The organism is Nocardiopsis alkaliphila YIM 80379, from assembly GCF_000341005.1.
Taxonomy (GTDB): Bacteria; Actinomycetota; Actinomycetes; order Streptosporangiales; family Streptosporangiaceae; genus Nocardiopsis; species Nocardiopsis alkaliphila.
Genome location: NZ_ANBD01000147.1, coordinates 30067 through 44382, shown reverse-complemented (window position 1 = coordinate 44382; position 14316 = coordinate 30067). Strand labels below are relative to the sequence as shown.

Annotated in this window: 14 protein-coding genes and 1 pseudogene; 13 read left to right on the top strand and 2 right to left on the bottom strand. The window is 68.8% G+C overall.

Translation table 11 applies throughout. The features are described 5' to 3' along the window. Positions 1 to 174: 174 nt before the first annotated feature. From gap to D472_RS0120405, 5 genes and pseudogenes are all read left to right on the top strand, one after another. On the top strand, positions 175 to 1179 hold the full coding sequence (gap, locus tag D472_RS0120425; protein WP_017606314.1) for a type I glyceraldehyde-3-phosphate dehydrogenase: 1005 nt from the start codon (positions 175 to 177) through the stop codon (positions 1177 to 1179). Positions 1180 to 1319: 140 nt separating this feature from the next. After that, a pseudogene (locus tag D472_RS26910) lies at positions 1320 to 2488 on the top strand (phosphoglycerate kinase). Between the two features lie 50 nt (positions 2489 to 2538). Continuing rightward, positions 2539 to 3318, top strand: a complete 780-nt coding sequence (tpiA, locus tag D472_RS0120415) for a triose-phosphate isomerase (RefSeq protein WP_017606312.1) — start codon at positions 2539 to 2541, stop codon at positions 3316 to 3318. Positions 3319 to 3607: 289 nt separating this feature from the next. Next, positions 3608 to 3844 carry a preprotein translocase subunit SecG gene (gene secG, locus D472_RS0120410; RefSeq protein ID WP_026117908.1) on the top strand — a complete coding sequence of 79 codons (237 nt, stop codon included), beginning with the start codon at positions 3608 to 3610 and terminating at the stop codon, positions 3842 to 3844. Between the two features lie 80 nt (positions 3845 to 3924). After that, positions 3925 to 4296, top strand: coding sequence for an RNA polymerase-binding protein RbpA (locus tag D472_RS0120405; RefSeq protein WP_017606310.1), 372 nt, complete (start codon positions 3925 to 3927; stop codon positions 4294 to 4296). Between the two features lie 261 nt (positions 4297 to 4557). On the opposite strand, the gene D472_RS0120400 is transcribed toward D472_RS0120405, so the two are convergent. Next, the gene (locus D472_RS0120400; RefSeq protein ID WP_017606309.1) at positions 4558 to 4818 is read right to left on the bottom strand and encodes a hypothetical protein; all 261 of its coding nucleotides are present in this window, start codon (positions 4816 to 4818) and stop codon (positions 4558 to 4560) included. A gap of 142 nt (positions 4819 to 4960) precedes the next feature. On the opposite strand from D472_RS0120400, the gene D472_RS0120395 reads away from it, so the two are divergent. After that, the gene (locus tag D472_RS0120395) at positions 4961 to 5659 is read left to right on the top strand and encodes a hypothetical protein (protein WP_017606308.1); all 699 of its coding nucleotides are present in this window, start codon (positions 4961 to 4963) and stop codon (positions 5657 to 5659) included. On the opposite strand, the gene D472_RS0120390 is transcribed toward D472_RS0120395, so the two are convergent. Next, positions 5628 to 6386 (bottom strand): IclR family transcriptional regulator, encoded by a 759-nt coding sequence (locus D472_RS0120390; protein WP_026117907.1) that lies wholly within the window; start codon positions 6384 to 6386, stop codon positions 5628 to 5630. The genes D472_RS0120395 and D472_RS0120390 overlap by 32 nt on opposite strands. A 95-nt stretch (positions 6387 to 6481) precedes the next feature. Between D472_RS0120390 and D472_RS0120385 the strand changes: the two genes are divergently transcribed. The 7 genes from D472_RS0120385 to hutI all read left to right on the top strand — a co-directional run bounded on the left by D472_RS0120385 (position 6482) and on the right by hutI (position 14237). Further along, on the top strand, positions 6482 to 6736 hold the full coding sequence (locus D472_RS0120385; protein ID WP_017606306.1) for a FitA-like ribbon-helix-helix domain-containing protein: 255 nt from the start codon (positions 6482 to 6484) through the stop codon (positions 6734 to 6736). After that, the gene (locus D472_RS0120380) at positions 6733 to 7134 is read left to right on the top strand and encodes a type II toxin-antitoxin system VapC family toxin (protein ID WP_017606305.1); all 402 of its coding nucleotides are present in this window, start codon (positions 6733 to 6735) and stop codon (positions 7132 to 7134) included. Before D472_RS0120385 ends, D472_RS0120380 begins: the two co-directional genes overlap by 4 nt. 85 nt (positions 7135 to 7219) lie before the next feature. Beyond that, positions 7220 to 8767 (top strand): histidine ammonia-lyase, encoded by a 1548-nt coding sequence (hutH, locus tag D472_RS0120375; RefSeq protein ID WP_026117906.1) that lies wholly within the window; start codon positions 7220 to 7222, stop codon positions 8765 to 8767. 19 nt (positions 8768 to 8786) lie between these two features. After that, a complete protein-coding gene (gene hutU, locus D472_RS0120370; RefSeq protein ID WP_017606303.1) occupies positions 8787 to 10445 on the top strand; it encodes a urocanate hydratase in 1659 nt (552 codons plus the stop codon). Next, positions 10442 to 11671: an allantoate amidohydrolase gene (locus D472_RS0120365; protein WP_017606302.1), complete on the top strand. Its 1230-nt coding sequence runs from the start codon at positions 10442 to 10444 to the stop codon at positions 11669 to 11671. The genes hutU and D472_RS0120365 overlap by 4 nt, the downstream gene beginning before the upstream one ends. Then, positions 11668 to 13029, top strand: coding sequence for a formimidoylglutamate deiminase (locus tag D472_RS0120360; RefSeq protein ID WP_017606301.1), 1362 nt, complete (start codon positions 11668 to 11670; stop codon positions 13027 to 13029). Before D472_RS0120365 ends, D472_RS0120360 begins: the two co-directional genes overlap by 4 nt. Beyond that, positions 13026 to 14237 (top strand): imidazolonepropionase, encoded by a 1212-nt coding sequence (hutI, locus tag D472_RS0120355; protein ID WP_017606300.1) that lies wholly within the window; start codon positions 13026 to 13028, stop codon positions 14235 to 14237. Before D472_RS0120360 ends, hutI begins: the two co-directional genes overlap by 4 nt. Positions 14238 to 14316 lie beyond the last annotated feature (79 nt).

Below are 14316 nucleotides of genomic sequence, written 5' to 3'. Positions count from 1 at the left end.
TTGTCGAAGGAGGGGTCGAACGGGTTCCCGTTCGGCGCTCCGCTAGGCTCTTTGTGAACACCTGTTATGCGTTCACGCTGTTCAACATGGTCGATTCGGCTCCTGTCGGCGCCGATCCCAGCGGTGTGGACGTGCGGGTGAAACTGATGTGCGATAAATGAGGAGATTGGTTCCGTGACCATCCGTGTAGGCGTCAACGGCTTCGGTCGGATCGGCCGCAATTTCTGGCGCGCGGTCGCCGCTGGCGGCAGCGACATCGAAATCGTCGCGGTCAACGACCTCACCGACACCAAGACGCTCGCGCACCTGCTCAAGTACGACACCGTCCTGGGCACCCTCGACGTCGACGTCGAGGCCGGTGAGGACTTCATCCGCGTGGGTGACAAGACCGTCAAGGTCCTCGCTCAGCGCGACCCCGCCCAGCTGCCCTGGGCCGACCTGAACGTGGACGTGGTCGTCGAGTCCACCGGTATCTTCACCAAGGCCGAGGACGCCAAGAAGCACATCGACGCCGGTGCCAAGAAGGTCATCATCTCCGCCCCGGCCAAGGGCGAGGACATCACCGTCGTCATGGGTGTCAACGACGACCGGTACGACGCCGCCAACCATCACATCATCTCCAACGCCTCCTGCACCACCAACTGTGTGGCACCCATGGCGAAGGTGTTGCTGGACAACTTCGGCTTCCAGCAGGGTTTCATGACCACGGTGCACGCGTACACCAACGACCAGGTCATCCTGGACCTGCCGCACAAGGACCTGCGTCGCGCTCGTGCCGCCGCGCAGAACATCATCCCCACCAGCACCGGTGCCGCCAAGGCCACCTCGCTGGCCATCCCGGAGCTGGCGGGCAAGCTGGACGGTATGGCCATGCGCGTGCCCGTGCCGGACGGTTCGGCCACCGACCTGGTCGTCACCGTGGACCGTGAGGTCACCAAGGACGAGGTCAACGCCGCCTTCAAGGCCGCGGCCGAGGGCCCGCTCAAGGACGTGCTCGTCTACACGGAGGACCCGATCGTCTCCTCCGACATCGTCGGCACCTCGCCCTCCTGCACCCTGGACGCCGGCATGACCATGGTCTCGGGTAACCAGGTCAAGATCCTGGGCTGGTACGACAACGAGTTCGGCTACTCCAACCGCCTGGTCGACCTGACCAAGCTGGTCGGCTCCAACCTGTAACCACGAGTTCTCACGGCTCGTGGCCGCACCGCGTGTCCCGGCACCCCTTCCGCTCCGCGCGGTGGGGGTGCCGTCGCGTGCGTGCCCCCGGCCCGCCGTGCGGGACCTTCAGACCCACAAACCCCAACGAGGAGACCAGCATGCGGACGATCGACGACCTCGACGTCTTTGGAAAGCGCGTGTTCGTCCGGGCCGACCTGAACGTGCCCCTGGACGGTGAGCGCATCACCGACGACGGGCGTATCCGGGCGGCCCTGCCCACCATCACCAAGCTGCGTGAGCGCGGTGCCCGGGTCATCGTCGCCGCCCACCTGGGGCGCCCCAAGGGCGCCCCCGACCCCCGCTACTCCCTGCGCCCGGTGGCCACCCGCCTGGGCGAGCTGCTGGGNNNNCCGCCCCCGCCGGTGACTCGGCTCGCCAGACCTGCGCCGCCCTGGCCGACGGTGAGGTGGCGCTGCTGGAGAACGTGCGGTTCGAACCGGGGGAGACCAGTAAGGACGACGCCGAACGCGGTGAGCTCGCCGACCGCTTCGCCGAGTTGGCCGACCTCTACGTGGGCGATGCCTTCGGCGCCGTGCACCGCAAGCACGCCAGCGTCTACGACCTGCCCGGCGAGCTCCCGAACGCCGTCGGTGGTCTGGTGCTGACCGAGGTCGAGGTGCTCAAGAAGCTCACCGGTGACCCGCAGCGTCCCTACGCCGTGGTCTTGGGCGGCTCCAAGGTCTCCGACAAGCTCGGTGTCATCGACAACCTCCTGGGCACCGCCGACCGCCTGCTCATCGGCGGCGGCATGGTGTTCACCTTCCTCAAGGCCAAGGGGTACGAGGTCGGTTCCAGCCTCTTGGAGGCCGACCAACTCGACACCGTCCGCGGTTACCTGGAGCGGGCCGAGCGCGAGGGCGTGGAGATCGTCCTGCCGGTGGACGTGGTGGCAGCCGAGAAGTTCGCCGCCGACGCCGCCCACACCGTCGTCGACGTGGACGCCATCCCGGCGGATCGGATGGGTCTGGACATCGGTCCCAAGAGCCGGCACCTGTTCGCCGAGAAGCTCGCCGACACCAAGACCGTCTTCTGGAACGGCCCCATGGGCGTGTTCGAGATGGAGCCCTACGCCGGTGGCACCCGGGCCCTGGCCCAGGCGCTCATCGACTCGGACGCCTTCACCGTCGTCGGTGGTGGCGACTCCGCCGCCGCGGTGCGCGCCCTGGGCTTCGACGAGGCGGCCTTCGGCCACATCTCCACCGGGGGCGGGGCCGGCCTGGAGTACCTGGAGGGCAAGGACCTGCCCGGTATCGACGCCCTCGCCTGACGGTACCCCCCGAACTCGAAGAACATCAGACCTTGAAGGAAGTGACGACGATGTCCAAGCGCCTGCCGCTCATCGCGGGTAACTGGAAGATGAACAACAACCACCTGGAGGCCATCGCTCTGGTACAGAAGCTGGCCTTCGCACTCAACGACAAGGACTACGACAACGCCGAGGTCGTGGTCCTGCCACCGTTCACCGACCTGCGCAGCGTGCAGACGCTGGTGGACGGGGACAAGCTGAAGATCAAGTTCGGTGCCCAGGACGTCTCCGCCCATGACAAGGGCGCTTACACCGGAGAGGTCTCCGGCTCGATGCTGGCCAAGCTCGAGTGCTCCTACGTGCTGGTGGGGCACTCCGAGCGTCGCGAGTACCACGACGAGGACGACGCCCTGGTCAACGCCAAGACCAAGGCCGCCTTCAAGAACGACATCGTGCCGATCCTGTGCGTGGGCGAGGGCCTGGAGGTCCGCAAGGCCGGACGACAGGTGGAGCACGTGCTGGCCCAGTTGGACGGGGCACTGAAGGAGATCCCCGCCGAGCAGGCCGAGAGGATCGTCGTGGCCTACGAGCCGGTGTGGGCCATCGGCACCGGTGAGGTCGCCACCCCCGAGGACGCCCAAGAGGTGTGCGCCGCCATCCGCGCGCGCCTGGCCGAGCTGTACTCGACGGAGGTCGCCGACGCGGTGCGCGTGCTCTACGGCGGTTCGGTCAAGGGCGACAACGCCCCCGGCATCATGGCCAAGGACGATGTCGATGGTGCGTTGGTCGGTGGTGCCTGCCTGAAGGCCGACGAGTTCACCAAGGTGATCCGCTTCGGTGAGAACGGCTGACCGAACGTCTTGTTCATCCTCGTCCGTCACGCTCCGATGTCCAAGCGTGACGGGCGGGGTGCCCGACAGGTGCCTCGTTCGGGCTAGACTTCGCTAAGGGGATGACCGTGCCTCGCGGTTGCTCCTCGCGTGCCCACAAGGCGCGGTAAAATCCGAAAACGTCCCCGGCTCTCCTCCTTCCGTGACCCGCTCCCGGACGGCACCCCCAATGTCGTCTTCGGTGGTGGGTGGGGAAAGGGGGGCCGAGGTGTCCATCCCCCCGCTGCGGGGTCGAGCTACGGGTGAGCGTGTGATCCTCGGTCTGTCCATCTTCGTGATGCTTCTCAGTGTGCTACTGATCCTCCTGGTGCTGATGCACAAGGGCAAGGGCGGTGGTCTGTCCGACATGTTCGGCGGTGGTGTCACCTCCTCGCTCGGCGGGTCCTCGGTGGTCGAGCGCAACCTCGACCGGATGACCATCGGTATCGGTGTCGTGTGGATCGTGACGCTCGTCGTGCTCGGCCTGCTCATCAACCGGGGGATGTAGCGCCGCTCGGTAGCGGTCCCTCGTCTACAGTCAAGCTCGCCCGAGTCAGCCGGTGAGCGAGTTCGCCGAAGGAGTTTTTCGTGGGTAGTGGCAGTGCCATCCGTGGCAGCCGAGTCGGAGCCGGCCCGATGGGCGAGGCGGAGCGGGGCGAGGCCGCGCCGCGTATCAGGGTTCCGTTCTACTGTGCGAACTTGCACGAGGTCGTTCCCAGCTTCGCCAGTGAGGCCGCGGTCCCCGATGAGTGGGATTGTCCGCGTTGTGGTTTCCCCGCGGGTAAGGACAAGGCCAATCCGCCCTCGCCTCCACGCACCGAGCCCTACAAGACCCACTTGGCGTACGTGAAGGAGCGTCGTAGTGAGGAGGAGGGCAAGCTCATCCTGGATGAGGCCCTCGCCAAGTTGCGCGCCGACCGTGCCGCCGTGGAGGCTCACATGAAGGCCTCCCAGAACTGATCCCCCAAGACTTACCGCCGGGGCTCGTCGCTGCGTGCGCGAGCCCCGACGTGTTTCCACGGTTCCGTCGAGAACGTGAAAAGGAGTCTGGTTTCCTCATTCTCGGGGTGTGTGTGACTGCTGGGAATTACTATGACCGAAACACCCCCGAAAAGCCCCTTGCCGTGAGGAGATGGTGTTGATGTCCACGTGCCCCACCGGAGGAGACCACGACTGGGTCCTGGGTGATGATCGCAAGTTCCAGTGCGCCAAGTGTGGGGCTCAGAGCGCTCGACGGCTCTGAGGGGGCTCGCCAGGCTGGGCGATCCCGCTCGCCTCGGGTTCGTTCTTGGCCTTGGCTCGCCAAGTGACCGGCTCACCCAGGCTTTCGGCCACGCCCTTGGCCCAACGTTCCAGTGGAGCGAACCGGTCCTCACCCTCCTCCGGCAGCATGGTCGATCCCCGATAGAGGACCCCCTCCTGGGACAACACCTCCCCGTTCACTTCGAGTGCCGTCTCGTACTCACGTGTGCCGCGTCTCATGGGCAGGACTGTAGTGGTCTTCGGTGCTTTCCACCGGGTGTTCGTCGCAACCGTCGTTCCGCAACGGTCACAACACCACAAAACCTGACAGGAGGGGCGAGTCGGCGGGCAGAGCGTCTCCGGAACTTGGGAGAATGGGGATATGGCTTCCCCCGAACCCTCGGAGGTCCCCTCGGCCTCACCAGGGGCCCCCTCGGATCTGACCCGGCCCTCGACAAGCGTTTCCCACCTGCGCCGGTACGTCAGTCTGCGAGGTCCCAACGCGCGTATGTGGATGACCGCCGCCTACTTCTCCGCGGCACTCACGCTCGGCTTCCTCCTCGTGGTGGGCTCGATGCTGTGGCACGTGGTGCGTGAAGAGGCCACCGTGGGCTCCGTGTCCCTGTGGGCCCTGGCCGGACTCGTCATGTTCTTCCTAGGTCCAGGAAGCAACGTCTTCCTCGTGCGCGGGTTGCCGCAACGCATCACCCGACAGGGGATCAGCGCAGACAGCGACGGCATCACCGTCCTCCAGGAACGCAAGTGGTGGTTCCCGGGGGAAGGGACCTTCATCGCCTGGCCGGAGATCCGCCGGATCCGTGAGGTGCACACCGGCGCGCGCAGGGTCCTGTACTTCATCGAGTTCGCTCTGGAGACCCACCGCACCGAGGCCGAGCTTCCCGGGTGGGCCGAGAGTCCCCAGAGCCTGGACCTGGAAGCCGACCCCGAGGCGGCCACGCAGTTCTACGTCCAGGTGCCGCGTGAGCACAAGGAACACATCCTGCGCATGGCGGAACGCACCGCTCCGCTGCCCGCCATCGTCGANCCCCCTACGTTGCCCTGCCGCTCAACCGGCGGGTGAGTTCGGCGGCGGCGTCGCGCACTCGTGCGGCCAGTGCGCCCGGGGTGACCGGCCGCGCGCTGGGCACGGTCAGGCTCATCGCCGCCGCCGGGCGGCCATTGTGGTCCACGGCCGCCGCGGCCACCGACACGAATCCCTCGGTGACCTGGCCGTCCTCCATCGACCAGCCCCGTTGTCTTTCTTGGGACAACACCGAACGCAGCTCGCTCGGGTCACGAGGCCCCTTGCCGGTACGGTCGGTGAAGGCCGCCGCGTCCGGGTACAGGGCGCGTACCTGTGGCCGAGGCAGGCGGGCCAACATCGCCCGACCCGACGCCGTCAAGTGGGCCGGTAGGCGCACTCCTACACCGGTGATCAGGGTGGGCGCGTGCGGGGGCTGTTCCTTGAGCAGGTACAAGGTATCGGCTCCGTGGAGAACGCCCAGGTGGGCGGTGGCTCCCGTGGACTCGGTGAGCTGGTGCAGCAGCGGGCGGGCCAGACGTTCGATGCCGTCGTGCCGCAGGTAGGCCGAGCCGATCTCGAAGGCCGCCACTCCCAGCCCCCACCGCCGCTCCTCGGGCAGGTGGGTCACGAAGCCCTCTTGGGCCATGGCCTCCAACAGTTGATAGACGCTGGAGCGGGGCAGCCCCAGTTCGGAGGCGATCGTCGAAGCCGACACCGGGCCAGGCCGGGTGGCCAAAAAGCGTAGTAGTCGCAACGCCCGCGTGGCCGCCGGAACATGACTCATGAACCGATCGTCCCACGTTCGTCGATCCATGGTCTGTGCACACCAGGGCGCCACAACAGCGCCATTTCGCATGTGAATTCAGCTACTCTGGATCCATGCCTGCGATTCAGATCAAGGACGTGCCGGACGAGGTCAGAGACATCTTGGCTGCGGAGGCCAAGCGGGCGGGCAAATCACTTCAGGCTTACCTGCTCGGTGTCCTCGAAAAGGAAGCGCGGTTCGCGCGGAACAGGGAGATCGTGGAGCAGACGCCCCTGCCAGGGGCCAACCTCAGCATGGACGAGATCGTGGCCGCAGTGCGTGAAGCTCGTGGAGACGGCGAGGCCGAGACCGAAAGTGGAATCGCGTGATCGTTGTCGACACTTCGGTACTGATCGATCTCTACCTGGGGTCACCCGGGCACACGTCCACCATGGTTCGAAGGGTGGTCGGAGCGGACGTCGAGTGGTGCGCGCCGAGCCATCAGCGGTTGGAGCTGCTCAGTTCGCTGCGTGGCCTGCTTCTGGGGCGGAAGATCTCTCTCACCGACGCCGAAGCCGCTCGCAGGCTCCATGCTTTTCAGGCCATCACGCATGTCGAGGTGGCGGGGGTCATCGCCGACCGGGTGTGGGAACTACGGCACGACCTCACCGCCTACGACGCGGCCTATGTGGCGGTGGCCGAGGCGTTGGACTGTTCCTTGGTCACCGGTGACGTGCGGTTGGCGGCCGCCCCAGGGATCAAATGCGAGGTACGTGTGGTGCGATAGTCCCGCCAAGTGAGTGTCTGGGGTTTCGGACAGAATTCCCGTGTCAGCACTTCCGGCCGGGTCCCGGGCGGGGTCGAATGGGGGCATGTCCACAGCAGTTGTTTCCGTGGCCGTGGGTGGTGCCCCCCTCACCCCGGCCCAGGTTCTGGCCGTCGCCCGCGACGGCGCCCTGGTCACCCTCGACGAACAGACCCGCAAGGCCGTCCGGCACGGCCGAGAGCGTGTCGAGTCCTTGGCCCGTGGCCAGGTTCCCGCTTATGGGGTCAGCACCGGATTCGGTGCCCTGGCCACCCGACACATCGCCCCCGACCTGCGAGCCCGCCTCCAACGCTCGCTGATCCGCTCGCACGCCGCCGGGGCCGGGCCCGAGGTGGAGACCGAGGTGGTGCGCGCGTTGATGTTGCTGCGTCTGCGCACGCTGGCCTCGGGCAACACCGGTGTTCAGCCGGTCACCGTCGACACCTTGGCCGCCCTGCTGAACGCCGGAATCACCCCCATCGTCCATGAATACGGCAGCCTGGGGTGCTCCGGGGACCTGGCCCCGCTGTCCCACGTGGCCTTGGCCCTGATGGGCGAAGGGCGGGTGCGCGTCGCCTCCGGTGAGCTCAAGGACGCCGCCGAGGCACTGGCCGAGGCCGGGATCGCCCCGGTGGAGCTGGGTGCCAAGGAGGGCCTGGCCCTGATCAACGGCACCGACGGCATGCTCGGCATGCTCGTGATGGCCTGTATGGACCTGGAACGGTTGCTCAAGGTCGCCGACATCACCGCCGCGATGAGCGTGGAGGCCCTGCTGGGTACCGACCGCGTCTTCGCCGCCGAACTCCAGACGCTGCGCCCCCACCCCGGCCAGGCCGCCTCCGCCACCAACCTGCGCGCCCTGCTCGCCGACTCTCCGGTGGTGGCCTCCCACCGTGGCCCCGACTGCAACCGGGTCCAGGACGCCTACTCACTGCGCTGCGCCCCCCAGGTGGCCGGGGCGGCGCGTGACACGCTCGCACACGCGCTGACCGTGGCCGGACGCGAACTGGACAGCGTCATCGACAACCCCGTCGTGCTCGACGACGGGCGAGTGGAGTCCAACGGCAACTTCCACGGCGCCCCCGTCGCCTACGTGTTGGACTTCTTGGCGGTGGCCGTGGCCGATGTGGCCTCCATCGCCGAGCGCCGCACCGATCGCATGCTCGACGTCTCCCGTTCCCACGGACTGCCCGCCTTCTTGGCCGACGATCCCGGCGTGGACTCCGGTCACATGATCGCCCAGTACACCCAGGCCGCCATCGTCTCCGAACTCAAACGCCTGGCCGTGCCCGCCAGTGTCGATTCCATCCCCAGCTCGGCCATGCAGGAGGACCACGTGTCCATGGGCTGGTCCGCCGGGCGCAAGTTGCGTCGAGCGGTGGAGGGACTCACCAACGTGCTGGCCGTGGAACTGCTCACCGCCTCCCGCGCCCTGGACCTGCGCTCGCCCTTGGAGCCGGGCCCCGCCACCGGCGCCGTGTTGCGTTCGGTGCGCCAGAAGGTACCCGGCCCCGGCCCCGACCGTTACCTGGCCCCGGAGATCGCCGACGTGGCGGCCCTGGTCGCCGATGGTTCGATCGTCGAGGCGGCCGAGTCCGTCATCCCACTCGTCTGACCCCCGCAAGGAGACGCCCATGAGCACGTCACGCACCGTCCGCGCCGCACGCGGCACCACCCTGTCCGCCAAGGGGTGGCAGCAGGAGGCCGCCCTGCGCATGTTCCACAACAACCTCGACCCCCAGGTCGCCGAACACCCCGATGAACTGGTCGTCTATGGCGGTACCGGTAAGGCCGCCCGGGATTGGCGCAGCTTCGACCGCATCACCGCGTCCCTACGCGACCTGGAGGGTGACGAGACCCTCTTGGTCCAGTCCGGTCGCCCGGTCGGCATCATGCGCACCCATGAGTGGGCACCCCGGGTCCTGCTCGCCAACGGCAACCTGGTGGGGGACTGGGCGAACTGGCCCGAGTTCCGCCGCCTGGAGGCCGAGGGCCTGACCATGTACGGGCAGATGACCGCCGGTTCGTGGATCTACATCGGTACCCAGGGCATCCTCCAGGGCACCTACGAGACCTTCGCCGCCGTGGCCGCCAAGCGGTTCGGGGGCTCACTGGCCGGTACCATCACCCTCACCGCCGGACTCGGTGGCATGGGCGGCGCACAGCCGCTGGCCGTCACCATGAACGACGGTGTGGCGATCGTGGTGGAGTGCGACGGTAGCCGCGTCGACCGCCGCCTCGAACACCGCTACCTGGACGTGCGCGCCGACACCCTGGACCAGGCCCTGGACCTGGCGGTGCGCGCCCGTGACGAACGCCGTCCACTGTCCATCGGTGTCTTGGGCAACGCGGCCGAGGTCTTTCCCGAACTGCTCTCGCGTGGTGCGCCGATCGACGTCGTCACCGATCAGACCTCCGCCCACGACCCGCTGGCCTACCTTCCGGTGGGGGTGGCCTTCGAGGACTGGAAGGCCTTGGCCGCGGCCAAGCCCGAAGAGGTCACCGCGCGTGCCCGTGAGTCCATGGCCGCGCACGTGGCGGCCATGGTCGGTTTCCAGGACGCCGGTGCCGAGGTCTTCGACTACGGGAACTCCATCCGTGACGAGGCCCGCCAGGGCGGCTTCACCCGGGCCTTCGACTTCCCCGGTTTCGTACCCGCCTACATCCGCCCCCTGTTCTGCGAAGGCAAGGGGCCCTTCCGCTGGGCCGCACTGTCCGGGGACCCCGCCGACATCGCCCGCACGGACCGGGCCATCCTCGATCTGTTCTCGGACGAGGAGCACCTGACCAGGTGGATCCGCATGGCCGGTGAGCGGGTCGCCTTCCAAGGGCTGCCGGCGCGTATCTGCTGGCTGGGCCAAGGGGAGCGCGCCGTCGCCGGACAGCGCTTCAACGAACTCGTCGCCTCCGGTGAGATCTCCGCGCCGCTGGCCATCGGCCGTGACCACCTGGACACCGGATCGGTGGCCTCGCCCTACCGCGAGACCGAGGCGATGAAGGACGGCTCCGACGCCATCGCGGACTGGCCACTGCTCAACGCCCTGGTCAACACCGCGTCCGGTGCCTCGTGGGTGTCCATCCACCACGGCGGTGGCGTGGGCATGGGACGTTCCCTGCACGCCGGACAGGTCAGTGTCGCCGACGGCACCGACCTGGCCGCCGCCAAACTCCAGCGGGTGCTCACCAACGACCCCGCCATGGGCGTCGTCCGCCACGTCGACGCCGGCTACGAAAAGGCCGAGGACGTGGCCCGGGAACACGAGATCCGCGTGCCGATGAGGGAGACCCGGTGAGCTTCGATCGTCTCTGGGCCGACTTGGCCCCCATCGGGCGCTCCAAGGGCGGCGGCTACCACCGTTATACCTGGGCGAGCGCCGACACCGAGGCCCGCTCCTGGTTCACCGACGCGGCCATCAAGCGAGGCCTGGACGTTCGCACCGATCGCAACGGCAACCTGTGGGCCTGGTGGGGTACTCCCGGTCCGGGGGCCGTGGCCACCGGCTCCCACCTGGACTCGGTGCCCGATGGTGGCGCCTTCGACGGTCCGCTCGGTGTGGCCTGCGCCCTGGCGGCCATCGACGAACTGCGTGGTCGTGGTTTCGTACCGGCCAGACCCTTGGCGGTGGGCGTGTTCGTGGAGGAGGAGGGCGGCCGATTCGGGGTGCCCTGTCTGGGAAGTCGCCTGGCCGCCGGGGAGATCGACCCGGAGCGGGCCCGCTCGTTGACCGACGCCTCCGGTACCAGCTGGGCCCAGGCGATGGAGGCGGCCGGTCTGGACCCTGGGGGCATCGGCCCCGACCCCGACCTGCTGGGCTCCTTCGACGTCTTCGTCGAACTCCACGTGGAGCAGGGGCGGGCGCTGGCCGAGACCGCGCACGCGGTGGGCGTGGCGAGTTCGATCTGGCCGCATGGCCGTTGGCGGATGGACTTCACCGGTCGCGCCGACCACGCGGGCACCACCCGTATGGTCGATCGGGCCGACCCCATGCTGCCGTTGGCGCACACCATTTTGGCCGCCCGTGCCTTGGCCGAGGACCATGACGCCCGTGCCACGCTCGCCAAGGCGCACGTCACCCCCAACGGCACCAACGCCATCCCCTCGCTGGTCAGCGCTTGGTTGGACGCTCGGGCCGCCGACGCCTCCACCCTGGAAGCGGTGGTGGAGGGAGTCCGGGAGAGGGCCGCCAAGGCCGCCCACGACCACGGGGTCACCTTGGAGGTGGTGGCCGAATCCACCACGCCCCTGGTGGAGTTCTCCCACGACCTGCGCGACCGCCTGGCCACCACCGTGGGCGCCCGCGTCCCCGAGGCGGCCGGCCCGGTGCCGCTGTTGCCCACCGGTGCCGGGCACGACGCCGGCGTGCTATCGGGTCACGTGCCCACCGCCATGCTGTACGTGCGCAACCCCACCGGTGTCTCCCACTCACCTCGGGAATGGGTCGATCCCCGGGATCGCCACGCCGGGGTCACCGCCCTGGCCGACGTCCTGGCCGACCTGCTCTCGGTGGAGCGCTCATGAACACACCACGACGCCTGTGGTGCGAATGGGCGTGGACGGGCGGTGCGGCCCCCGATCGCGGGGTGCTCCTGACCGTGGTCGATGGACGCCTGGCCTCGGTCGTCTCGGGAACCGACCGCCCGGCCGACGCCGAATACCTGAGCGGGCTCACCCTGCCCGGTCTGGCCAACGCCCACTCGCACGCCTTCCACCGGGCCCTGCGCGGGCGCACCCACGCCGACGGCGGATCCTTCTGGACTTGGCGCGAGGTGATGTACCGGGTCGCCGAACGTCTGGATCCGGACTCCTACCATCGTCTGGCCCGGGCCGTCTTCGCCGAGATGGCCCTGGCCGGTGTCGTGTGCGTGGGCGAGTTCCACTACCTGCACCACGGGCCCGGCGGCCATCACTACGACGACCCCAACGCCATGGGGCACGCCCTGACCACGGCCGCCGCCGAGGCCGGCATCCGGATCACCTTGCTGGACGTGTGCTATCTGGCCGGTGGCCTGGGAAAGGACGGTCGTCACCTGCGGCTGTCGGGTCCCCAGCTGCGTTTCGGGGACGGCGACGCCGGAGCCTGGGGTGAACGGGTGGCCGACTTCTCTCCTGAAGGCGACCACGCACGGGTCGGTGTGGCGGCGCACTCGGTGCGGGCCGTACCCGTACGGGACCTGCCCGAGGTGGTGGCGTTCGCAGACGGCGCCCGCGTGCCCCTGCACGTCCACGCTTGCGAACAGCCGGCCGAGAACGCCGCCTGCCTGTCCGCGTACGGGGCGACGCCCGTACGGGTCCTGGCCGACGCCGGGGCGCTCACCCAACGCACCACCTTGGTGCACGCCACCCACCTCACCGACGCCGACGTCGACACCGTCCGCGCGCATGGGGTCTCGGTGTGTTTGTGCCCCACCACCGAACGCGACCTGGCCGACGGTCTACCGCGTACCGGGGACCTGGTCGCCGAGCCCGGCGCGGTTCGGCTCAGTCTGGGCAGTGACCAGCACGCCCGGACGGACCTGTTCGAGGAGGCCCGTGCGGTGGAGCTGCACGAACGTCTGCGCACCCACCGCAGAGGCACCCTGGGTTCGGGGGCGCTGTTGCGCGCGGCCACCGTGGACGGTCACACCGGGCTGGGCTGGGACGACGCCGGAAGCCTGATGCCCGGGGCCCGCGCCGACCTGGTCAACGTCGCCTTGGACGGCGTGCGACTGGCCGGGACCGACCCCGCGCGGGCCACGGACGCCGTGGTCTTCGCAGCCACCGACGCCGACGTGCGCCACGTCATGGTCGATGGTTCCTGGACCGTCCGCGACGGCCTCCACACCCGCCTTCCCGACACCGCACACGAACTCGACACCGCGATCAAGGAGCTGCTGTGAGCCCCGCCGAAGTCCCCGATACCGTCCTCGTGGACGACATCGCCACCCTGGTCACCAACGATCCCGCCTTGGGGAAGGGGCCGCTCGGTGAGATCACCGACGCAGCCCTGGTCATCGAAGACGGTCGTGTGGCCTGGGTGGGGGCGCGTGCCACCGCCCCGGCCACCGACGTGCGGGTGGACGCCGGCGGGCGCTGCGTGATTCCCGGTTTCGTGGACAGCCACTCCCACATCGTCTTCGCCGGGGACCGCAGCCGTGAGTTCGCCGCACGGATGAGCGGCGTCCCGTACTCGGCCGGGGGCATTCGCACCACCGTGGCCGCCACCCGTGCCGCCTCCGACGGCGAACTCTTGGCCGGAGCTCGCCGTCTGGTACGCGAGGCTCACGCCCAGGGCACCACGACACTGGAGGTCAAGTCCGGGTACGGGCTCACCGTCGAGGATGAGCTGCGCTGTCTGGGCGTGGCCGGACGGGTCACCGACGAGGTCACCTTCCTGGGTGGGCACGTGGTGCCCTCCGAGTACGCTGACGATCCCGATGGTTACGTCGACCTGGTCACCGGACCCATGCTCGACGCGTGCGCCCCGCACGCCCGCTGGGTGGACGTGTTCTGTGAGAGGGGAGCCTTCGATGAGGAGGCCTCTCGCAGGATCCTCACCGCGGGGATGGAGCGAGGGTTGTTGCCGCGCGTGCACGGCAATCAGCTGGGTGAGGGGCCCGGGGTGCGCCTGGCGGTGGAGGTGGGTGCCGCCTCGGTCGACCACTGCACCTATCTGAGCGCAGAGGACGTCGAGGCCCTGGCCCAGGCGGGCGGGCGTGTCGAGCCCACGGTGGCGACCCTGCTTCCGGGCGTGGACTTCTCCACGCGCCGGCCCTACCCGAACGCCCGCGCGCTGATCGACGCCGGGGCACTGGTGGCGTTGGCCAGTGATTGCAACCCGGGTTCCTGTTTCACTTCGAGTCTGGCCTTTTGCATCGCGGTGGCGGTGCGGGACATGGGGATGACTCCGGACGAGGCGGTGTGGGCGGCGACCAAGGGCGGGGCCCTGGCGTTGCGGCGCACCGAGGTGGGACACCTGGCGCCCGGGGCCCGGGCCGACCTCACGCTGTTGGACGCGCCCAACCACCTCTACCTGGCCTACCGGCCGGGTGTTCCGCAGGTGGCGGCGGTGTGGAAGGACGGCGAGCCGGTCTGGGGCCGCCCGTAGGGGCGAGCGACCAGGGCGGGCCGAGTTCCTTGGTCGTTCGGGCCCGAAGCGAAGGTGGGGGTCGACGACACCGAAGTGC